A 21179-nucleotide genomic window follows, 5' to 3' on the forward strand; every position below is an offset into this window, starting at 1 on the left:
CTTGCTATGCGCTTGACCACCAAAGGCCGTTACGCCGTTACCGCCATGCTCGATTTGGCGTTGCATACCCATAACGGCCCGACTAGCCTAAGCGATATCTCCCAGCGCCAAGAGATATCGCTCTCCTATTTAGAGCAGCTGTTTGCTCGCCTGCGCCGTGCAGGCTTGGTCAATAGCGTGCGCGGCCCAGGCGGCGGCTATTTGCTTTCTCAGCCTGCAGACGCAATAAGCGTGTCAAAGGTGATCGACGCAGTGAATGAAAGCGTTGATGCTACACGCTGCCAAGGCCTTTCCGACTGCCAACAGGGCGACACCTGCCTGACGCATCATTTATGGTGCGAGCTCTCTTTGCAGATTCGCCACTTCCTGGACGATATGACGCTTGCACAACTGATGCTCCGCCCTGATGTCATAAGAATTGCATCACGGCAAAAACAGCGTGCTGAAGCGGGCATTCTCGCTTCTTCGCCTTGAGCTGATTTACATAAGCCCTCTCACACACGAATGTACCGATAAACCGCCGGACGTTAACGATGACCACTCCCTCGCTGCCGATCTACCTGGATTACGCCGCTACCACACCGGTTGATGTACGCGCGGCGGAGGTGATGCAGCGCTACTTAACGGTTGACCAGCTGTTTGCTAACCCCGCCTCGCGCAGCCATATGTTGGGCTGGCAGGCGGAACAGGTGATTGAACAGGCACGCCGCCAAGTGGCCGATGTCATTGGCGCAGATCCTAGAGAGATCGTGTGGACCAGCGGGGCTACCGAGGCGGACAATTTAGCGCTCATGGGCTTTATGCGCGCTAACCGTGAGCGGGGCATGCATATGGTGACCTCTACGATTGAGCATAAAGCTATCGTGGATACCGCCCATGCGCTGGAAAAAGAGGGCTTTGACGTCACTTGGCTCACGCCCGGACGCGACGGCTGCATTCAGCCTGAGCAACTACGCACGGCGATGCGCGACGACACGGTGCTGGTCTCGCTAATGGCGGTTCACAACGAGCTAGGCAGTATCAATGATATTGCGGCCTTGGCAGAGGTCGCCCATGCGTTTGGTGCAGCGTTCCACACCGATGCTGCTCAGGCGGTTGGACGTATTCCTTTAGACGTGGTGGCCCAGCAAATTGACCTGATGTCGCTTTCAGCACACAAAACCTATGGCCCCAAAGGCGTAGGAGCACTGTACGTGAAGCGCCACCCGGATATTCGCGTCGAGGCGCTGATTCACGGCGGCGGCCATGAACGCGGCATGCGCTCCGGCACCCTGCCGACGCATCAAATTGCTGGCATGGGTGAAGCTTTTGCCGTCATGCAGCAGGAACATGAAACCGACAACGCCCATATCAAGCAGTTACAGCAACGCTTTTTGCAAGGGCTTGAAGGCGTCGAAGGTATTTTTGCCAATACCCCGTTGGATCGCGATTTTAAGCGCGTTGTCCCTAATATTCTTAACCTCGCGTTTGAGGGTGTAGACGGCGAGTCGCTGCTGATGGCGCTGCGCGACGTGGCGGTCTCGACCGGTTCGGCGTGCAATTCAGCAAGCGTCGACCCCTCCTACGTATTGCTCGGCATTGGCACGCCGCGCTCGCTTGCGCTCTCATCGCTGCGCTTTAGCTTTGGCCGTTTTACCACCGAAGCCGATATTGATCATGCGTTAACGCTCATACGCCACGCGGTGAACGGCTTACGTTCACCGCCACGCAATTCTTAAGGGAGGATGCCTTATGGCAACACTCAATATTACCCCGGCTGCCGCACAACAGATCCGTCACGTACTTGATGAGCGAGGCCAAGGGCTTGGCCTGCGGGTCTCGGTTAAGCCAAGCGGCTGCTCAGGCTTCAGCTACGTGCTTGATTTTGCAGACACCGTCAGCGACGACGAAGTACATTTTGAAGCCCATGGTGCCAGCGTTTATGTGGCTCCCGATGCGGTCGAGATGCTCAACGGCAGTGAAGTGGATTACGTCAGCGAAGGACTCAATCGCTTTTTCCGCTTCAACAACCCCAATGTGAAAGATGAATGCGGCTGCGGCGAGAGCTTTACCGTTTAAGCTTGATGCTTTCAGGTTTCATCACCGGTATTCATACCCCGGCTTAAGCGCTATAATCGCGCCCTTGAAGAGTCGCGACTAGGCAGCCGGGGTATTCGCTGCCAGAAGCGCTCTAACTGAATTATTTTCTGAGCCGCCACGGCTTTCTGTGGCGGCAGTTTTTGCTTAACCCCTTTTTAAGGAGACCATTTCACATGGCTACTGAACGCACTCTTTCTATTATCAAGCCTGATGCTGTTGCCAAGAATGCTATTGGTGAGATCATTGCTCGTTTTGAAAAAGCTGGCCTCAACGTTGTTGCCGCCAAAATGGTTCATCTTTCTGAAGAGAAAGCGGGCGGCTTCTACGCAGAACACAAAGAGCGTCCGTTCTTTAAAGACCTGGTTGGCTTCATGACCTCTGGCCCGGTGGTAGTTCAAGTGCTGGAAGGTGAAGGCGCCATCGCCAAAAACCGCGATCTAATGGGCGCTACTAACCCGAAAGAAGCGGCTCCTGGCACTATTCGCGCAGATTTTGCGGAAACAATCGACGCGAACGCTGTCCATGGTTCTGATTCTCCGGAAAGCGCTGAGCGCGAAATTAATTACTTCTTTGGCAACGACGAAATCTGCCCGCGCTAAGCCTATACGTTAGCGCCGCGCCGTCTCAACTTTCGTTGCCGGCCATTTTGCGGGGGTTAAGCCCCCGCCCCTTTCTTGAACGCTGACCGCCATGACCACCACTGTAGCCCAACATACGCCCGCCCCCCTTTCAGACGCCGCCAGTACGCCTGTCGTAAAAGCGACGCCTGAACGCCAAAACCTGCTTGGTATGTCACGCGAGCAGATGGAAGCCTTCTTTTTATCAATCGGTGAAAAGAAGTTTCGTGCCGCCCAACTGATGAAGTGGATTCACCAGGAAGGCAGCGATGATTTTGCTGCGATGACGAATCTCTCCAAACCTTTACGTGAAAAACTGGCACGGGTGGCTGAAATTCGTGGCCCGGCGGTCATCTACGAAGGTACTTCCAGCGACGGCACGCGCAAATGGGTGCTGGAAGTGGAAGATGGCAGTTACGTAGAAACAGTATTGATCCCAGCAGAGAATGGCAAGCGCCGCACGCTATGCGTCTCTTCTCAGGTCGGCTGCTCGCTGGACTGCAGTTTCTGCTCCACCGGCAAGCAGGGTTTTCAGCGCAACTTAACCGCTGCTGAAATTATTGGTCAAGTATGGGTTGCTCAGCGAAGCGTTGGCCCGCGCCGCGACACGGCCAACCGTCCTGTGACTAACGTCGTCATGATGGGTATGGGCGAACCTCTGCTCAACTTCGACAACGTTGTACCGGCCATGAAGCTGATGCTTGATGATAACGGCTACGGCCTGTCCAAACGTCGTGTAACCCTATCGACTTCTGGCGTCGTGCCGATGATCGACAAGCTGGGCGATGAGATGGACGTCAGTTTGGCGATTTCGCTGCACGCGTCTACTGATGAGTTGCGCAATACGCTGGTACCCATTAACCGCAAATATAATATTCGCGCTTTGCTGGATGCCTGCCACCGCTACTTATCTAAATGCCCGGTTAATCGTCAAATCACCATTGAGTACACGTTGATCAAAGACATTAATGATCAACAGGAGCACGCCGAGCAGTTAGCCGCATTACTGAAAGAGCTGCCGTGCAAGATAAATTTGATACCGTTTAACCCGTTCCCTAATTCCGGGTATGAAAAGCCGTCTCGTAACCAAGTCATGCGTTTCCAGCAGTGGCTCTACGATTTAGGCTACACAGCGACCGTTAGAACCACACGCGGCGAGGATATTGATGCTGCCTGTGGTCAATTGGTGGGTCGTGTTAAAGACCGCACCAAACGCAGCGCACGTTACATCCAGTCTGTACAGCTTGATGCCGACTAAGGTGGGAGATAGAAAACAGGGCTTATCTTGACTTACGCCTAGCACGGCGCTTTGATGGACACGGTTTTCATTTAGCATCTGGTTAGCAGTTGGACGTTCACCACAAGAGGATTTACATGATCGCTCACCGCAGGCGTCAACACCCAACTCGGGTGCCCATGCTTACCGTACTTATCGGTAGCCTGTGGCTAGCCGGCTGTGCCTCTTCCAACACGTTCACACCGCAAGCGAATCCAGCGGCAGCCGACGCCTATACCCAGCTTGGCGTTGCCTACTTGGAGCGCGACAACTTACCCCGTGCGTTAAACGCATTGGATCGGGCAATTGAAATTGCGCCACGACATGCAGAGGCGCTTCAAGCACTGGCGCTGGTTTACCAACAGCAGGGCGAATATGCGCTTGCTAATGATTATTTTCAGCAGGCGGTTACCGCTGAGCCTGATTTTACTCGCGCACGTAATAATTACGCCGCGTTTTTATATGGGCGGGGGCAGTATGACGCCGCCTGTGAACAGTTAGAAATCGCATCTCAGGATGCCCAATATGCCAATCGTGCCCAGCTATTTGCTAATTTAGGGCAGTGCTATGTGGCATTGGAAGAATTTGATAAAGCGCGCGCTCGATTGCAGCGTGCGCAGAGTATTGATCCGCGTAATGCACGCGGCTATTTAATGTTAGCTGAACTCGAATATTCGCAGGGCAACTACCCTCAGGCCTGGGCACCACTGCAAAACTATTTACAGCTCGCAGAGCCCGACCGAGCAGCGTTGGAGATGGCGGTTGATATCGCCCATGCTCGCGGCGACCATAGCATGGCCGCTGAATACCAACGCCAGCTCGGCACTAACTGACTGATTGCCGCCCTGATCACCGCTTATTTAATGAAGGATGCTCAGCCATGAGCGATACACAGTCACAAGAAAACGTTATTAACAGCACTAGCGACACTGTCCACGCTAGCACCTCCCCCGGCGAGCTTTTGTTGCGCCAACGTGAACAGCTTGGCGTTCCGCTTGCCGATGCTGCCCGGGCACTTAACCTGCGACCCGCGGTCATTGGTGGGCTTGAGCGGGATGATTACCAAGAAATTCCGGTTGCAGCTTATCGTCGCGGCTACCTGCGCGCTTACGCAAAATATCTCGGCATGGATGACCATCTTGTACTCGAGGCTTATCAAGCCCGCAATGGCACGATCGACACCGAGCGCAAAGTTACGCCCGTTTCGACAGCTAGCAGACCTCCGTCAAAAATTGGCGCCTGGCTGTTTAAGCTAGTCACGTTACTGGTTATTGTCGGGCTGATTGCGGTTACCGTTATGTGGTGGCAAAGCCGTGGCGGTAACGAGCCGCCTGGTTTTAGCTCTTCCCCCACGGAAGAGACCACGCCCCCACCTGCACTGCCTGCCAATGATGAGCCTGCAGCAGGCGCTGACGATTCCCCGAGCCCAGGCTTTACCAGTGGCGGCGAAAATACAGCGCTGATTAGCGATGCCGTTAACATCTCACCTACGCCGACGACTTCTGAAGAGCCGATGACAGGCGAAGATGGTACTGACTTAGCGTCAGCGCCAGACTCACCTGCGCCGACCGATACCGCGGACGAGCCGCAAACAGCCGCAGTGGAAGATGAAACCACCACTAGCGACGACGCTGAGCAATCCGTTAACGTCAATACGCTTGAGCTCACCTTCAACGAGCAGTCGTGGACTGAAATTTTTGATGCCACCAATCAGCGCGTCTTTGTTGGTCTGCAAACCCCCGGCACTACCACTACTGTTGAAGGCGAACCTCCGTTTCGCCTAACGGTAGGTAATGCCACTGGCGTTGAGTTGCGCTACCAGGGCGAGGAAGTTGATCTTCCCGCCCGTGCTGGTGCCAATAACGTTGCCCGATTCACCCTGGGAGAGTGACCCGCCTTATGCACGCACCTTCTCCGATTAAACGCCGCCTTTCTCGCCAAATTCACGTTGGCAAAGTGGCGGTTGGCGGTGATGCGCCTATCTCCGTTCAAAGCATGACCAATACCAATACCTTGGATGTGGCAGCGACCGTTGCTCAAATCCAGCAGTTGGAAAAAGCCGGTGCGGATATTGTGCGCGTTTCAGTGCCCGATATGGACGCCGCTGAAACCTTTGGTCAAATCAAAAAGCTAGTGGATGTACCGCTCGTCGCCGATATCCATTTTGATTACAAAATCGCCCTGCGTGTTGCGGAGCTAGGTGTCGACTGCCTGCGTATTAATCCAGGCAACATCGGTCGTGAAGACCGTGTACGCGCCGTTGTTAGCGCGGCCCGTGATCACGGCATTCCCATTCGTATTGGTGTCAACGCAGGTTCATTAGAAAAAGACCTGCAGAAGAAATATGGCGAGCCAACGCCAGCGGCGCTGGTGGAGTCTGCCATGCGCCATATTGATTACCTAGAACGTCTCGACTTCGCCGAATTCAAAGTCAGTGTGAAAGCCTCTGATGTGTTTATGGCTGTCGCGGCTTATCGCGACCTTGCAACACGCATTGAGCAGCCGCTTCACCTGGGCATTACCGAAGCAGGCGGGCTACGTTCGGGCACCGTGAAATCATCGATTGGCCTTGGCATGCTGCTGATGGATGGCATTGGTGACACCATTCGCGTTTCACTCGCGGCAGACCCGGTGGAAGAGATTAAAGTTGGCTTCGACATGCTCAGAAGCCTTAAGCTGCGCTCCAAAGGCATTAACTTTATTGCTTGCCCCAGTTGTTCGCGCCAGAACTTTGACGTCATTAGCACCATGAACCAGCTCGAAGAGCGTCTTGAAGATGTCATGACGCCCTTGAACGTCTCGGTAATCGGTTGCGTTGTGAACGGCCCAGGCGAAGCCAAAGAGACCGACATAGGCCTGACAGGGGGTAGTCCTGCCAACTTGGTGTATATCGATGGCAAGCCGGCTAGCAAGCTACGCAATGACCATTTGGTGGACGATCTAGAAAAGTTGATTCGTGACAAAGTACGCGAAAAACAGCAGCAGCAAGACGACATGATTGCCCGAAGCGTTTAAGCGCTGGGGCTAACTGCCAGCGTGCGTATCTAACCTACGCAGGCAGATAAGGAGTTTTCATTGAGCAAGTCCGCCGTTAAAAAGATTCAAGCCATTCGTGGTATGAACGACCTATTACCCAGTGACAGCCCGCGCTGGCAGTTCTTTGAAACCAAAGTACGTCACCTTATGTTGCGTTATGGCTTCAACGAAATTCGTACGCCTATCGTTGAGCAAACCGCACTGTTTGCGCGCTCTATCGGTGAAGTCACTGATATCGTCGAAAAAGAGATGTACACCTTCGATGATCGCAACAGCGAAAGTTTAACCCTGCGCCCAGAAGGCACCGCCAGCTGTGTGCGTGCAGCCATGGAGCACGGGCTGCTGTATAACCAAACCCAGCGGTTGTGGTATCAGGGCCCGATGTTTCGCTACGAGCGTCCACAAAAAGGCCGCTACCGCCAGTTCCATCAAATTGGCGTTGAGACGTTTGGTTTTGATGGCCCGGATATCGACGCCGAAGTGATTTTGCTGTCGGCCCGCTTATGGCAAGAGCTAGGGCTGATGGAGCATGTCACCCTGGAGCTTAACTCCTTGGGTTCATCTGAGGCGCGTGCCGCTTATCGAGACACGCTGGTGGCCTATTTTGAGCAGCACCGAGATGTGCTGGATGAAGACTCGAAGCGCCGTTTGACCAGCAATCCGCTGCGCATTCTGGATTCTAAAAACCCGGCCATGGCCGAGATGCTCGACGCCGCGCCGCAGTTAATGGATCACTTGGATACAGAATCACGCGAACACTTTGAGCAGCTCACCAAGATGCTTGAAGCGGCGGGCATTCCCTACGTGATTAACCCACGCTTGGTGCGCGGGCTCGATTACTACTGCCGCACAGTGTTCGAGTGGACCACCACTGCACTCGGCAGCCAGGGAACCGTTTGTGCGGGCGGACGCTACGACGGTCTTGTGGAACAGCTGGGCGGCAAACCTACGCCAGCGGTTGGTTTTGCCATGGGTATCGAACGGCTGATTCTGCTGCTTGACACGTTGAATTTAATCCCTGACGACGCCCTTGGCGGCTGTGATGTCTATCTGCTGGCCATGGATGATAACGCTACTATTGCGGCGATCACGCTAGCTGAGCAGCTGCGTAGCGAATTGCCGACCCTGCGCCTGCAGCTTCATTGCGGTGGAGGCAGCTTCAAAAGCCGGATCAAAAAAGCCGACAAAAGCGGCGCATTGATGGCTATTCTGCTCGGTGAAGATGAAATGTCTGAGCAGGCAGCTACGCTCAAGTTTCTACGCGACGATCGCGAGCAGCAGCGTGTGCCCTTTGCAATCCTGGGCCAAACGCTAGGCGAGCTACTGGCTGCTGACACTTAATGCCCAGCAGGCAACAGGCCTGCTGGTGTATACCGACTCGACATAGATCCATTTGAAACATAGATCCATTTGAAACATAGACCCATTTGAAACATAGACCCATTTGAATAGGAGACCGCCCGTGGCGGAGCTGAGAAGCGACGAAGAGCAGCTAGACGCAGTCAAGCGCTGGTGGAAAGAAAATGGAATTTCATTGGTGGCAGGCGCAGTCATTGCTGCTGCGGGTGTGTTCGGCTGGCATGCCTGGCAGAACTACCAGCAAGGCCAATCAGAAGCCGCGTCTATGCGCTACCAACAGCTGGTCAATATGACCACGGGCAGCGACCTTGCCGAGGATGAGCTAGTCAGCGCACGCAACATGGTCAGCGAACTTAACGATGAACATGGTAATACGCTGTATGCCGAGCTCGCCCTGCTGCTTGATGCGCGTCTCGCCGTTCAGCAAGGTGATTTAGAGGGTGCAAAAGCATCGCTTGAAAGTGCTGCTGACAACTCTTCACGTCGTTACGTACAGAGCCTTGCCTGGCTCAGGTTAGCGCGAATTGAGCTTGCTGAAGGCAATGCCGACCAAGCACTCGCGCTGTTAGATGAACCGATTACAGATGCACTAGCCGCCCAGCGTGAAGATGTGCGTGGCGATGCTTTCGCCGCCCAAGGCGACACCGAGGCGGCCCGCGATGCATGGCAAAATGCCCTGCAACTGGCACAAACCCATAATCAGCCGCTTTACGGCGTGCAGTTCAAGCTTGACGATCTCGGCGCTGAGGAGGCGACACAATGACGGGTATTTCAAAACAGCTAATGCGGGCAAGCTTAGGCGCGCTGACCCTTGCGCTGCTGGTCGGTTGTGCCAGTAAAGGCGAGCCGGCTTTTACCCCTAAAGAGTTGCGCAGCTTCAGCGAGACCTCCTCGTTGGACACACAGTGGCGGCGCAATGTCGGCGCTGGCTTAGGCCGCGCCCGCTACCCTATTGCTCCCGCTCGCGAAGGTGATAGCGTATTTGCTGCCGACGCTGAAGGCGTGGTGATGGCAATGAATGCTGATAGTGGCGCGGTTGAGTGGCAAATCAATCTCGACACCCCCATTTCCAGCGCATTGAATGCCATCGCTGGCCAGGTCTACCTGGGCACCCGTAACGGCGAAGTGATTGCACTTGATCAGCGTGATGGCAGCGAAAGCTGGCGCGCGCGGGTATCCAGTGAAGTGCTGGCCGCCCCACAGGCGAATCAGCAACTGTTAGTGGTACAGAGTATTGATGGTCAAATCACCGCCCTGGATCGTGCTAGCGGTGCCGAGCGCTGGGTGTATACCAGCTCGCAACCGGCGCTGACACTACGCGGCACGGGCACCCCCATGGTCATTGATCAGGTTAGCTTTGTTGGACTGGCCAATGGTCGGTTAGCGACGCTGGATAACCGCAGCGGGCAACCGCTATGGGATATGCAAGTTGCCACGCCACGCGGGCGTAGCGAAGTTGCCCGCTTGGTTGATCTTTCTGGCCAGCCAATCATCAGTCCCGATGGCCGCCTGTTTGTGACCAGTTATAACGGCCGTGTTGTCGCGCTGGAAGCCACCCAAGGTGATCTCCTTTGGGAAGCGAACATCTCTAGCCGCCATACGCCTATTCTGGTCGGTAATTTACTGTTTGTGGTCACCGACAACAGCCACATAGTTGCATTAGACGCTGACAGTGGCCGTGAGATTTGGCGTAATAATGATCTTGAAGATCGCTGGTTAACGTCACCTGCCTTTGCCGATGGTCGCTTAGTATTCGGTGACTTTGAAGGCTATCTTCACCTGATTGACGCTCGCGAAGGCGATATTGTCGGACGCACACGCGTGCACGGTTCGGGCATCAGCGTACGCCCGGTCACTGAAGGCGGCACCATTCATGTTCAGGCCAACAATGGTCGCCTGGAAACCCTGGAAGTAACTCCATGACACCCGTCATTGCTTTAGTCGGTCGCCCTAATGTGGGTAAATCGACGCTGTTTAACCGCCTAACGCGCTCGCGTGATGCACTAGTGGCCGATTTCCCTGGCCTCACCCGCGACCGCAAGTACGGCAATGGCATGCTGGGCGACAAGGTGTATACGGTGATCGACACCGGCGGCATCAGCGGTGACGAAGAGGGTATTGACGCCGCTATGGCGGAGCAATCCCTCGCTGCCATTGATGAAGCCGATATTGTGCTGTTTATGGTCGACGCTCGCGCCGGCCTTATCGCCGCAGATCAGGCGATTGCCAACCACCTGCGGGTGAATCAGAAAAAAACCTGGCTGGTGGTGAATAAAACCGACGGGCTGGAAGAACACTCAGCGATGGGCGACTTCTGGTCGCTGGGCCTAGGTGATCCTTGGCCCATCGCAGCCGCTCACGGGCGCAATGTTTCGACCCTAATGGACGTCGTGCTAGCTCCCTTTCCCGAGCGCGATGCCAGCATTCCTGCGGACACCGGCAGCAAAGGCGTTCGTATTGGTGTGGTTGGGCGTCCTAACGTGGGCAAATCAACGCTGGTCAATCGCCTGCTGGGTGAAGAGCGTGTGGTGGTATTTGATGAAGCGGGCACTACCCGTGACTCCATTGAGATCCCCTTTGAGCGCCGCGGCAAGCCCTACGTACTGATTGACACCGCCGGTATTCGGCGGCGCAAAAATGTCCGCGAAATTACCGAAAAATTCTCTATTATCAAGACCCTTGATGCGATCAAAGAGTCCCATGTGGTGATCATGGTCCTTGATGGTTCCAGCGGTTTGGTCGAGCAGGATATGCACCTTCTTGATTATATATTAACCTCAGGCCGCGCCCTGGTACTGGCGGTGAATAAATGGGACGGCCTGGAGAGTGAAGCTAAGGACAAAATGCGCACCGAGATCAAGCGCCGCCTGGGCTTTGCTGATTACGCCGAGCTGCATTTTATCTCCGCACTACATGGTACGGCGGTGGGTGACCTTTACCCCTCTATTGACCGTGCCTTTGACGCCGCCAACGCTCACTGGTCGACTAACCGTCTAACTACCCTACTTCAGGATGCGGTCAGCCAAAACCCGCCGCCGATGGTACATGGTCGTCGGATTAAGCTGCGCATGGCTCACCAGGGCGGCAGTAACCCGCCAATTATTGTTGTTCACGGAAACCAAACCGAGTCACTGCCAGAAGCGTACCGTCGTTATTTGACCAATACCTTCCGCAAGGTATTAAAGGTCCGTGGCACGCCGATTCGCTTTGAGTTCCGATCAGGTAGCAATCCGTTCGATACCATGGCCGGGGCCAGTGATAAAGAGAAGGCTAAAAAACGCGAGCTTAACCGTACCAAAGAAGCGCGTAAAAGCCGTCGTTAATTGTTGTCTTGCTCCTTTTGCCCTTCTTAGGGGGATTGTATGCGTTTAATTGCTCGTCGTTGGCGGTGGCTCACCCTATTTGGCTTTGCTAGCTTGCTTACCGGCTGTCTCGCCCTGCCACAAACTGGTCTGTTTGCGTTTCGCTTAGCAGTTACTTCACTGGGCGTTGAGGATGTCCGCATTGGCCCTTACAGCATTAATGCCGGGCTGGACACCAGTGACTTAACCAGCCTGATTGCCTCCAGCCTGGGCGCGGGCAGTTTGCCAGTGCAGGCTACCATTGCGATGGGGCTTGGCCTGCCTGCTGGTATGCCCCCAGTGGAAATGTCAGGCTTTCGCTGGATGCTCGACATGCCGGGCGTTGACCCTGTTCAGGGCGAGTATGAGCAGGACGTCACGCTGACCTCTGGCGACGATGCTAATTTACGCCTACCGGTCGCCTTTGATGTCATGGCGACCGACTCTCAACGTATGGCGCCTATGGTAGAGCTTGCCCGTCAGCTAGCCTCTCAGGGCGAGCTACCTGCCGGTAGCCAGTTGGCGATCACCCCAGGCGACCTACGTGGCTTGGGTATGCGCCTTCCTGCTGGGCTGTTGACACCGACTATCCGTCTAAACGTGGGTGCCGACGGACAGTTAGTACCACAGGGTTAATTACCCCTCTTCCTAAGCGTTTTTCCCCAAGCGTTTGCGGCCTAACCATTGGGCCGCAAACGCTTAAACAAATAAACTACATGATTTAATAAACCACTCGTCTAATAAGTGCATTAAACGGTTGCTCAGTTCAGCATCCATACTCATCCTCTAGGTGGGTTATGATAGAAAGGATTGAATTACTGTTATCAGTGGTTATCTTGTAAGCAAGTAACCCATTCGTCGATAAGGAAACCGTCCCATGCGCTGGCTTCGCCCTTTTGCTATTACCGCTTTGTGTGCGTCTATCGCCGCTTGTACCACCTCTCCCACAGGACGTTCGCAGCTATTGCTACTCTCGGATGGCGAACTCAACGAGATGGGGCGGCAAGCATTTTCTCAATACCAGCAAGACCTGCCTTCTGCCGGGCAAGCCAGCCAACGCTATGTACAGTGTATTGCTGACGCTATCGTTGCGGAGCTTCCTGCACAGCAGCAACAGCTAGACTGGCAAATCCGCGTATTTCAATCGGAACAGCCCAACGCCTTTGCGCTACCCGGCGGCTACATGGGCGTAAATACCGGCATGCTTGATATTGCTACCAGCCAAGACCAACTAGCTTCCGTTATTGGTCACGAAATTGGTCACGTATTGGCCAACCACGCCAATGAACGCGCCTCTACCCAAAGCGCTACATCGCTCGGCTTATCGGTTGTTTCCAGCGCCTCCGGCATGCAGGGTGCGGGTGGTCAGCAACTGATGGGCGTACTGGGTATGGGGGCTCAATACGGTATTGTGTTGCCTTTCTCTCGTGCGCATGAAAGCGAAGCCGACGTCATTGGTCTGGATCTAATGGCACAAGCGGGTTTTGATCCACGTGAGAGCGTCACGCTTTGGGAAAATATGCAGGCGGTATCCGGCGGCGGCGCCCCCCCAGAGTGGATGTCGACTCACCCAGGCCAAGGGCAGCGTATCCAAGGTTTGCAAGCCAATATGGATCAAGCCCTCGCTCGTTATGAGCAAGCCCGAAGCGGTGGTCGTACACCTAACTGCCCACGCCCTTAATGGCTCTTTTGAGGTTTAAATGATTAAGCTAGGCTTACTGATGTTGGTACTTCCCGTATGCATATTAATGGGCATCTATTTCTGGGAGCTAAGCGACATACGTGAATGCCAGCTAGACGGCGGGCATTGGGACTATATTGAGAGTACCTGCTCGGATACCCCCCAGCCATTTGTCTCCTGGCTGGAGCGCTACCCCTTACTGGTGAATGGTGGGATGCTGCTCTCGGTAGTGGGAATGGTGATGTGCATGGTGGGGCTGTACGTAAAACGTAGGTAAGCATTACGGCAGCCTTTCAACAACACCGCCTGCGGGCTTAGGCGCAAACAGGCGGTGTGTTAAGCCATAAAATGGTCTGGTAGCCAGCCTTATGCGGTCACTTCCTGCATCATCAGAGTACGTGCTACCTGAAGCAACTGCTGGTCCTGCCAACGGTTTGCTACTAGCTGCACGCCCACGGGCATACCTGCGGTACCGTCGCTGAGCGGAAGATTGAGACACGGTACGCCGAGCAGGGTCCAGGCACGATTATAAAGCGGGTCGCCGGTGGGCTCGCCCACAGGGGCCACACCGGGGGCACTGGCTGCAAGAATCACATCAACCTCACTCTCAAACACTCGACTCAATGCCTGCTGCTGAGTATCAGCAGCACGTTTTGACTGTAGATAACCCATGTAGCTGATCGCTTTACCCTCTTCGATAAGCTCGACCAGTTTGGGGCCCATCTTATCGGCGAAGCGTGCGTACTCGCTGGCCAGACTCTGAGCAGCCTCATAGGCCAATATCACTTTCTGATGCTCAACCAGCGCCTCATATTGCTCATCCAGGGCCAGCGGTACCAGCTTGGCGCCAGCCTGTTCAAAGCGCGCTTGAGCATGGGCAAGGGCCTGCTCAACATCGGCATCAAGTGGTATATTTCCGGGTAGGCTGTGAACCCCCACCCGCACGCCAGCAAGGCTCTCCAGAGGTGTGATAATCGGCGCCCGCGTCAGCGCAGAGAAGGTGGTGCAAATATCCTCAATATGCCGCGCGAACCAGCCCAGGGTATCCAATGAAGACGCGAAAGACTTCACGCCATCAGCACTCACTGTATTAAAGGTCGGCTTAAAGCCAAAAACCCCGCAATAACTCGCCGGGCGTATTATGCTACCCGCCGTTTGTGTTCCGAAGGCAAGCGGCACCATGCCAGCCGCCACCGCCGCTGCGGAACCGCTGGAAGAGCCGCCAGGTGTACGTGATGTGTCATGAGGGTTACGGGTTTTACCGGGCGTGAAGTAGGCAAACTCGGTAGAAACCGTCTTCCCCATAATCAATGCGCCCTGCTCTTTTAGCAGTGTCACTAGGGCAGCATCGACCACCGACCCTGCGGAGTGAAGGTAACCACGGGTACCCCAGCGGGTTGGCAGGTCAACGGTATCGATAATGTCTTTAATGCCGACCGGCACTCCGTAGAGAGGACGTTTGGCAAGGCGAGCATCCGGTATGGCAGGCTCTGACGCCAGAGCTTCCCAGGCCTGTACTTCAGGCTCACGCTGATCGATACGCGCCGCGCAGGCGTGCCACCAGTCAAGAGGCTCGGCCTGCCCATCCGCTAGGGCGATTTGATAGGCATCAATGGTCATCGTTGAATCATGGTTCACATTACGTCTCCACTTAAGCGCAGCGGCCAAATGAACCGCTCAGACAATCAATTTCAGGCCAACCAGCAGCATCAATAGCGCAAACAGACGTCTGAGCAGCCGCGGTGACAAGTGATGAGCGAGCCTGACGCCGTATCTAGCGCATGGCACGCTGAATAGTGCGATACCTGCAAAGGCGGGCCAATAAAGATACCCCGTACTGTAGGAAGGCAGAGCCGCCTGACCGTAACCGGTCATCATAAAAGTAACGGCACCCACTAGGGCAATCGGCAGTCCACAGGCCGCTGACGTGCCAATGGCCTGAGCCAAATGGGCTCCGCTGCGCGCTAGCCAGGGCACACTAAGCACCCCACCACCAACGCCAAACAGCGCCGAAAAGGTACCGATAAACGTTCCTGCCGCGAACATCGCTGGGTGGCCAGCGGGGCTCTGGCCTGGGGTAGGCGGTTTAGCGAGCAACATGCGTAGCGCCAACAACAGCATAAACACGCCAAAGTAGCGCTCCAGCAGATCGGCACGTAGCTGGCCTGCAATAACCCCGCCGAGCACCGCACCGAGCATCAGCCCTGGCAACATGCGTTTTAATAGCTCAACCACCACGGCCCCTTGCTTCCAGTGCCCAAGCGCTGAGGAGGCACCCGTTACCGTAATAATCGCCAGCGACGTGCCAATGGCCAAATGAATGACTACCGCAGAATCGATGCCCTGCTGATTGAAAGCCACCATCAGCGCGGGCACGATGACCACTCCTCCACCAATCCCAAACAAACCGGCGATGACGCCAGCCACGCTGCCCACCAAGCAGAAAAAAAGTAGCGCTGACAGCATGCAGGACTTGCTCCAATAACAGTGCCGGGTAGGGTTGCTACCCCACCCGAGCATTAAGCTGCTGATAAATTTATTCAACAACCTCGCTAGCAAAAGAGGTGTCTACAATATCGTCATAGTACATCTCGCCCATACACACTGCCTCCTGACTTACAGGCAAGCAGTATGAAGGCTGACGTTTAAATTAAAGGGATGAGTAGCTAAGTAATGGCCTCATCATAAAGATAACAAGCAACCGTATGCTCCTTGGCAATCAGCCGCCGCTGAGGAGAGGGCTGTTGAGGAAAACTCACCGTGAGCTGAGTATCCTCATGCCTTACATTTGCCGCTTGTGCAAAGGCAGGGTGTTTGGCAGTTAATATCGCTAGTAATTCACGCTCCGCTTGGTCTACATCCCGTCCTTCCACAGACAATTGTACGTTGGTCTCCTGCACCTTCGGATCACCCAGCCATTGAATAGTTTTTCCAGCAATACGCCACTCACTCATCGCCGTGGCAACATCACGCCCTTCCCAGCCACAGTGTGGCATCGCCTTGGGGCATCGGGTGTGAAAGTGGCAGCCATTAGGCGGCTCAACGGCGCTGGGGATTTCCCCGGCACTTTCCAGCGGTGGCTTAATCACCGTGGGGTTGGGTTCAGGGCTCGCGTCCAGCAGCAACTGGGTATAAGGGTGCTTACGCTCGCGTATCACCTGTTCCGTGGGCCCTACCTCAACGATTTCGCCCAAGTACATAATCGCTGTACGGTCAGCCACGTAGCGGATCGTAGGCAAGTCGTGACTCACGTAGACAAACGAAATGCCAAGCTCATTGCGGAATCGATGCATTAGATTTAGCACCCCCGCACGAATCGACACATCAAGCATGGAGACCGGCTCATCGGCAATAATGATGCGCGGTTCCAGCACAATCGCCCGGGCAATCGCGACACGCTGACGCTGCCCGCCCGACAGCTCATGGGGAAAACGATCACGATAGAGCTCGGCGGGTTTTAATCCCGCCCGTTCGAGCGCTTGCACTACTTGCTGCTCCAGCGCCTCGCCCTCTGCCAGGCGATGAATAATCAGCGGCTCACCGACAATATCGAAGATGGTAAAGCGTGGGTTTAGCGTTTGGTAAGGGTCTTGAAAGATCATCTGCGCGCTGCGTCGAAAGGCCTTTAGCTCAGCGCCTTTCAGTTGCGCGATATTGTTCCCTTCAAAGCGTATTTCCCCTTCAGTGACATCTTGCAGGCGCACCAACATCTCGCCCGTGGTGGTTTTACCCGACCCCGACTCGCCCGCTAAGCCCAGGATCTCACCTTCACGAAGATCAAAATTGATGCCGTCGACGGCGTGTACCTTACGGTCTTGATGGCGCCCTCGCAGCCCATCCATAAAACCTTGTTCAACCGGGAAGTGCTTTTTCAACCCGGCGACTTCCAACAACGTGGCAGCGTCAATGGCGACCGGATGAAGATTACCCGCCCCTTGCACCGGCTCGTTCAAACGCTCCCCAACCACTGCCCAGGTATCATTAAGCGCCGCCTGAACGCGGAAGGTGTCGGCTTTCTCGGGATAGTGGCAGGCCGCCTGGCGATCATCACCTACGTCTTGCAGCGTAGGGACTTCTTGTTGGCAGCGAGAGGTGGCAAATGGACAGCGCTCGGCGAAACGGCAGCCCGGGGGAGGATTCAGCAGGTCAGGCGGACTACCGGGAATCGAAATCAGCTCACGCTGGGCGCCTTCCAAGGTAGGAAAGGCATTGGTTAAGCCCATGGTGTAAGGGTGGAACGGCGTACCAAACACCTCGCGTACCGGGCCCGTTTCCATGATGTGGCCGCCATACATCACCGCTACCCGGTCACAGGTTTGCACCACTACGGAAATATCGTGGGTAATAAATAGCAACCCCATGCCCCGCTCACGGCGCAGCTTGGAAAGCCGTGCCAAGATTTGCGCCTGGGTGACCACATCCAGTGCGGTGGTGGGCTCATCGGCAACGATCAGCTTGGGGTCTAACGCCAGCGCCATGGCAATCACCGCACGCTGTTTCATGCCGCCGCTCATCTCATGCGGGTAAGCCGTTAACCGACCAGGGTCAATGCCCACCGAGCGAAACAGCTCTTCGGCATGAGCCCACGCCGCTTTCTTATCGATACTAATATGAGCATTCATCGCCTCCAGGATCTGGTCGCCCACGGTATAGACCGGGTCTAACGCATTCATGGCGGCTTGGGATATCCAGGCAATCTCTTTCCAGCGCACTTTACGCATCGACTCCGCGTCAAGCTCAATAAGATTGCGACCATCAAACTGAATACGACCTCGGGGCACTTCGCCATTGGGTGGCAGTAAACGCAGCATGGCTTTTGCCGCAGTGGTCTTGCCACAGCCCGACTCACCCACCAGCCCCAACGCTTCACCAGGTCGAAGGTTGAAGCTAATGCCATCCACCGCTTTGACCGGCCCGGCTCCTGTCCGGTAATGAATGGCTAAATCATCGACGGTTAACAAATGTTCATGACTCATCGGCGGGCCCTCAAGCGTGGATTGGCAACTAGCTCAAGTGAGCGCGAAATAAAGAACACCGACAGCACGGTAATCATGATGAACAGCCCTGGCGGCAGGTTCCACCACCAGGCATCACGCCATGCGCCTGACAAGCGAGCATTGTGCAGAATGCCGCCCCAGGAGATTGACTGCGGTGGCCCCAAGCCCAAAAACGACAAGGTGGCTTCGGCGATAATAGAAACGCCGACAATGATGGCCAGCTCCAGAAACACCAGTGGCATCACATTGGGAAAGATGTGCAGATACATAATGCGCAGATCCGAAGCACCTGCGACGCGGGCGGCTTTTACAAATGGTCGTTCGCGCAAACTCAGCACCTGGGAGCGAATCAATCGCGCCACCGTTCGCCATGTGAGCAGGGAAACGGCCAGTATCACGATAAACAGGCTCGGCTCGAAGAGCAGTACCAGAATAAGGGCAAACGGCTCAAACGGGATGCCGTACATCACATCCACCGTGCGCATCAACACCGTCTCGGTGCGACCACGGAAGTAACCGGCAATCAGCCCTACATTGGCACCAATCAGCACCACCAGCACCGCGCCTAAAAAGCCCACTAACAGCGCTATGCGCGAACCATGCACATTCTGGCTAAATAGATCACGACCTAAGTGGTCGGTGCCAAACCAGTGCTCCCGTGAGGGCGGTGCCAGGCGGTTCACAAAACGGTCAGAGCCGATGGCGTAGTAGCTATCATCGGTCACCATCATGGCACGCAGATGGCGCTCTTCGTCAGTAGCAGCTAACGCCCAATCATCGCCCTGGCGCTCTAAAATGATCCCGCTACGCCCTACCGCAAAGGCCTCGCCCTCTTCGGTTATCCAGCCCGCGCGCATGGCGCGGGAGTCTGGCGAAGTGGCGGCGACCCAGTCACTGTCGATGGCTTCACGGGTGAGCAAGGTACCCCGTTCACCGACGATTAAGCCCGCGCCATTAGTGGCTAAATGAATGTGGTTAAGGCCGCGGTTGGTCGGTAAACGCTCACGTAGTACATCGCCCTCTGGAGTGAGACGCAAAACGAGCCCACGTTCACCTACCACCCAAACACTTTCATCCGCATCAACGGCGGCAGCATTGAGCGTTACTCCTCGATCCACCGGACTTTCCAGCACCTCAATATCGAGAACATCGTCCTGCCAAGTGAGTTGCCAGAGCGTTTCTGACTCGCCGACGACCATCGCCACATCAGGATTGCTCCAGGCAACGCCCAGTAAGTTAACCGCTGTTGGTGTCTCGATGGTATTCCACTGCTGGTCGCGCCAAAGCGCTATTGCCCCATTTGCTCCAACGGCCAGGGCATCGCCTTGAGCATTAATCGCCACTGCATTAAGTGTTTCTGTAAGGGTATTTTCCTGGGGTGTCCATTCGCCCTGTTCAAACCGCCAGACCACCCCTTGGTTACCGACCGCCATACCCACGCCGTTAAAGTAGTGGGCGTCATTTAGCGTGAGCTCGCCTAAGGCGGGTGCCAGTTCCCAGCGCACTTGTCCGCCATCCACATGGCGCACCATCAATGAGCCCTCTTCGCGCTCATTGACCGCCAGCGGCACATGGGTTGAGAGAAAAGGCGCAAACAGCGCCATGGCAATGATCGAGAGCAGCACCACCAGGCCGATTAAGGCTAAACGGTCACCCCGAATAGCGCGCAAGGGCTCCTGTAGCCCTTTGAATATTTTTGACATGATCATTTGAAGCTCACCCGCGGATCTAACAAGGTGTAAAGAACGTCAACCAGCAGGTTGAGCGTAATCACGAACGCCGCCATCACCAGAAAACTGGCCTGAGCAAGGGGGAAATCAGAAGTCCGTACCGAGTTGAGAATCTCGCGCCCAAGCCCTGGCCAGGAAAACACAACTTCCACAACGACTTGCCCACCTGCGGCCAAGCCAATAGTGACTGCAAGCTGTGTGACCACCGGCAGCAAGGCGTTACGCGCCGCGTGGGCGTAAAGAATCCGTCGTTCAGGTAAGCCCTTGGCGCGGGCCATTTCGATGAAGTCTTCACCATACACTTCCAGCATGGTGTTACGCATGATAAGCAGCGGCGAGCCAAGGTAATAGAGGGCCACAATAAGGGCAGGAAGGATTAAATGATGGAGAAAATCGAGGGTAAATATCTTGTCGAAGAAACCACTCGCATCATAAGGCAGCGTGCGCATACCACTGGTAGGTAGCCAACCCAGCCCAATGCTAAATACCAATATGGCGATCATGCCGGTCCAGAACATCGGCGCTGAACGAAACATTAAACCGACAAAAATACCGCTAGTGTCCGCACGACTACCGCGCCGCCAAGAGAGCCAGGCTCCCAGTGGGGCGCCAACGGCATAGGCCAGCACAATGGCAGGCAGCATTAAAATCATCGTGTTGCCAAGGCGTTCCCAGATGATATCCGCCACCGGCGCACGGTAGTGGAACGAATAGCCAAAATCGCCCTGCAGCACATTGCCCAGATAAATAAAGTATTGCATCCAGATGGGCCGATCCAGGCCAAAACTGGCACGAATACGCTCACGCTCCTCGGGGTTTAAGCCTTCGGTGATCAGCGCTGCTGTGGGGTCGGGAAGACCTAAACGAAACAGAAAAAACAGCAAGGTGGCGATAATAAACAGCGCCATGACGCCGTGGATCACACGGCGAATCAGGTAGCTTCTGCGTGATGACATGAGAGCTTCTCTTGAAAGGTATCAGGCCGTCGCCAAAACAAGTAAAAGTACAGAACAAGTAGGCGGACGGCCTGTTGCTAAGCTAGTAACGACTGCTGTTATTGAAC

The 21179-nt window shown here is 55.2% G+C and carries 20 protein-coding genes; 15 read left to right on the plus strand and 5 right to left on the minus strand.

The window, feature by feature from the left end; all coding sequences use genetic code 11:
- Positions 1-6 precede the first annotated feature (6 nt).
- The 15 genes from iscR (at position 7) to ACQKE4_RS09900 (ending at position 13666) form a co-directional block, all read left to right on the plus strand.
- Positions 7-474 carry a Fe-S cluster assembly transcriptional regulator IscR gene (iscR, locus tag ACQKE4_RS09830; RefSeq protein ID WP_427388136.1) on the plus strand — a complete coding sequence of 156 codons (468 nt, stop codon included), beginning with the start codon at positions 7-9 and terminating at the stop codon, positions 472-474.
- A 59-nt stretch (positions 475-533) separates the two neighbouring features.
- Positions 534-1718 carry an aminotransferase class V-fold PLP-dependent enzyme gene (locus tag ACQKE4_RS09835; RefSeq protein WP_427388137.1) on the plus strand — a complete coding sequence of 395 codons (1185 nt, stop codon included), beginning with the start codon at positions 534-536 and terminating at the stop codon, positions 1716-1718.
- A gap of 13 nt (positions 1719-1731) precedes the next feature.
- On the plus strand, positions 1732-2058 hold the full coding sequence (locus ACQKE4_RS09840; RefSeq protein WP_427388138.1) for a HesB/IscA family protein: 327 nt from the start codon (positions 1732-1734) through the stop codon (positions 2056-2058).
- A gap of 194 nt (positions 2059-2252) precedes the next feature.
- On the plus strand, positions 2253-2678 hold the full coding sequence (gene ndk / locus ACQKE4_RS09845; protein WP_427388140.1) for a nucleoside-diphosphate kinase: 426 nt from the start codon (positions 2253-2255) through the stop codon (positions 2676-2678).
- A 91-nt stretch (positions 2679-2769) separates the two neighbouring features.
- Entirely contained in the window at positions 2770-3954 is a 1185-nt protein-coding gene (rlmN, locus tag ACQKE4_RS09850; protein WP_427388142.1) for a 23S rRNA (adenine(2503)-C(2))-methyltransferase RlmN, read from the plus strand.
- 116 nt (positions 3955-4070) lie between these two features.
- Entirely contained in the window at positions 4071-4805 is a 735-nt protein-coding gene (pilW, locus tag ACQKE4_RS09855; RefSeq protein ID WP_427388143.1) for a type IV pilus biogenesis/stability protein PilW, read from the plus strand.
- 47 nt (positions 4806-4852) lie between these two features.
- On the plus strand, positions 4853-5863 hold the full coding sequence (locus tag ACQKE4_RS09860; RefSeq protein ID WP_427388144.1) for a RodZ domain-containing protein: 1011 nt from the start codon (positions 4853-4855) through the stop codon (positions 5861-5863).
- Positions 5864-5871: 8 nt separating this feature from the next.
- On the plus strand, positions 5872-6987 hold the full coding sequence (gene ispG, locus ACQKE4_RS09865; protein ID WP_427388145.1) for a flavodoxin-dependent (E)-4-hydroxy-3-methylbut-2-enyl-diphosphate synthase: 1116 nt from the start codon (positions 5872-5874) through the stop codon (positions 6985-6987).
- Between the two features lie 60 nt (positions 6988-7047).
- Positions 7048-8349 (plus strand): histidine--tRNA ligase, encoded by a 1302-nt coding sequence (gene hisS / locus ACQKE4_RS09870; RefSeq protein ID WP_427388146.1) that lies wholly within the window; start codon positions 7048-7050, stop codon positions 8347-8349.
- A 121-nt stretch (positions 8350-8470) separates the two neighbouring features.
- Entirely contained in the window at positions 8471-9130 is a 660-nt protein-coding gene (locus ACQKE4_RS09875; RefSeq protein ID WP_427388147.1) for a YfgM family protein, read from the plus strand.
- Entirely contained in the window at positions 9127-10290 is a 1164-nt protein-coding gene (gene bamB, locus ACQKE4_RS09880; protein WP_427388148.1) for an outer membrane protein assembly factor BamB, read from the plus strand. The genes ACQKE4_RS09875 and bamB overlap by 4 nt, the downstream gene beginning before the upstream one ends.
- Entirely contained in the window at positions 10287-11690 is a 1404-nt protein-coding gene (gene der, locus ACQKE4_RS09885; RefSeq protein ID WP_427388150.1) for a ribosome biogenesis GTPase Der, read from the plus strand. Before bamB ends, der begins: the two co-directional genes overlap by 4 nt.
- A gap of 39 nt (positions 11691-11729) precedes the next feature.
- Complete coding sequence (locus ACQKE4_RS09890; RefSeq protein ID WP_218313816.1) at positions 11730-12344, plus strand: hypothetical protein; 615 nt, start codon at positions 11730-11732, stop codon at positions 12342-12344.
- 241 nt (positions 12345-12585) lie between these two features.
- The gene (locus tag ACQKE4_RS09895) at positions 12586-13389 is read left to right on the plus strand and encodes a M48 family metallopeptidase (RefSeq protein WP_218313817.1); all 804 of its coding nucleotides are present in this window, start codon (positions 12586-12588) and stop codon (positions 13387-13389) included.
- Between the two features lie 19 nt (positions 13390-13408).
- On the plus strand, positions 13409-13666 hold the full coding sequence (locus tag ACQKE4_RS09900; protein WP_256357506.1) for a hypothetical protein: 258 nt from the start codon (positions 13409-13411) through the stop codon (positions 13664-13666).
- 89 nt (positions 13667-13755) lie between these two features.
- Here the strand turns inward: ACQKE4_RS09900 and ACQKE4_RS09905 are convergent, their stop codons facing one another.
- From ACQKE4_RS09905 to ACQKE4_RS09925, 5 genes are all read right to left on the minus strand, one after another.
- Entirely contained in the window at positions 13756-15027 is a 1272-nt protein-coding gene (locus ACQKE4_RS09905; protein WP_256357507.1) for an amidase, read from the minus strand.
- A gap of 39 nt (positions 15028-15066) precedes the next feature.
- Complete coding sequence (locus tag ACQKE4_RS09910; RefSeq protein ID WP_427388151.1) at positions 15067-15855, minus strand: sulfite exporter TauE/SafE family protein; 789 nt, start codon at positions 15853-15855, stop codon at positions 15067-15069.
- A gap of 200 nt (positions 15856-16055) precedes the next feature.
- Positions 16056-18365, minus strand: a complete 2310-nt coding sequence (locus tag ACQKE4_RS09915) for a dipeptide ABC transporter ATP-binding protein (protein ID WP_427388152.1) — start codon at positions 18363-18365, stop codon at positions 16056-16058.
- On the minus strand, positions 18362-20095 hold the full coding sequence (locus tag ACQKE4_RS09920; protein WP_427388153.1) for an ABC transporter permease subunit: 1734 nt from the start codon (positions 20093-20095) through the stop codon (positions 18362-18364). Before ACQKE4_RS09920 ends, ACQKE4_RS09915 begins: the two co-directional genes overlap by 4 nt.
- Positions 20092-21072, minus strand: coding sequence for an ABC transporter permease (locus tag ACQKE4_RS09925; RefSeq protein WP_427388154.1), 981 nt, complete (start codon positions 21070-21072; stop codon positions 20092-20094). The genes ACQKE4_RS09920 and ACQKE4_RS09925 overlap by 4 nt, the downstream gene beginning before the upstream one ends.
- Positions 21073-21179: the final 107 nt, after the last annotated feature.

It is taken from the genome of Halomonas sp. NPDC076908 (assembly GCF_050269715.1).
Classification (GTDB): domain Bacteria; phylum Pseudomonadota; class Gammaproteobacteria; order Pseudomonadales; family Halomonadaceae; genus Vreelandella.

Excerpts from the sequence above, each read along its gene's own strand:
- iscR (WP_427388136.1), top strand. The coding sequence starts at position 7 with ATGCGCTTGACCACCAAAGGCCGTTACGCCGTTACCGCCATGCTCGAT.
- ACQKE4_RS09835 (WP_427388137.1), top strand. The coding sequence starts at position 534 with ATGACCACTCCCTCGCTGCCGATCTACCTGGATTACGCCGCTACCACA.
- ACQKE4_RS09840 (WP_427388138.1), top strand. The coding sequence starts at position 1,732 with ATGGCAACACTCAATATTACCCCGGCTGCCGCACAACAGATCCGTCAC.
- ndk (WP_427388140.1), top strand. The coding sequence starts at position 2,253 with ATGGCTACTGAACGCACTCTTTCTATTATCAAGCCTGATGCTGTTGCC.
- rlmN (WP_427388142.1), top strand. The coding sequence starts at position 2,770 with ATGACCACCACTGTAGCCCAACATACGCCCGCCCCCCTTTCAGACGCC.
- pilW (WP_427388143.1), top strand. The coding sequence starts at position 4,071 with ATGATCGCTCACCGCAGGCGTCAACACCCAACTCGGGTGCCCATGCTT.
- ACQKE4_RS09860 (WP_427388144.1), top strand. The coding sequence starts at position 4,853 with ATGAGCGATACACAGTCACAAGAAAACGTTATTAACAGCACTAGCGAC.
- ispG (WP_427388145.1), top strand. The coding sequence starts at position 5,872 with ATGCACGCACCTTCTCCGATTAAACGCCGCCTTTCTCGCCAAATTCAC.
- bamB (WP_427388148.1), top strand. The coding sequence starts at position 9,127 with ATGACGGGTATTTCAAAACAGCTAATGCGGGCAAGCTTAGGCGCGCTG.
- der (WP_427388150.1), top strand. The coding sequence starts at position 10,287 with ATGACACCCGTCATTGCTTTAGTCGGTCGCCCTAATGTGGGTAAATCG.
- ACQKE4_RS09890 (WP_218313816.1), top strand. The coding sequence starts at position 11,730 with ATGCGTTTAATTGCTCGTCGTTGGCGGTGGCTCACCCTATTTGGCTTT.
- ACQKE4_RS09895 (WP_218313817.1), top strand. The coding sequence starts at position 12,586 with ATGCGCTGGCTTCGCCCTTTTGCTATTACCGCTTTGTGTGCGTCTATC.
- ACQKE4_RS09900 (WP_256357506.1), top strand. The coding sequence starts at position 13,409 with ATGATTAAGCTAGGCTTACTGATGTTGGTACTTCCCGTATGCATATTA.
- ACQKE4_RS09910 (WP_427388151.1), bottom strand. The coding sequence starts at position 15,855 with ATGCTGTCAGCGCTACTTTTTTTCTGCTTGGTGGGCAGCGTGGCTGGC.
- ACQKE4_RS09915 (WP_427388152.1), bottom strand. The coding sequence starts at position 18,365 with ATGAGTCATGAACATTTGTTAACCGTCGATGATTTAGCCATTCATTAC.
- ACQKE4_RS09920 (WP_427388153.1), bottom strand. The coding sequence starts at position 20,095 with ATGATCATGTCAAAAATATTCAAAGGGCTACAGGAGCCCTTGCGCGCT.
- ACQKE4_RS09925 (WP_427388154.1), bottom strand. The coding sequence starts at position 21,072 with ATGTCATCACGCAGAAGCTACCTGATTCGCCGTGTGATCCACGGCGTC.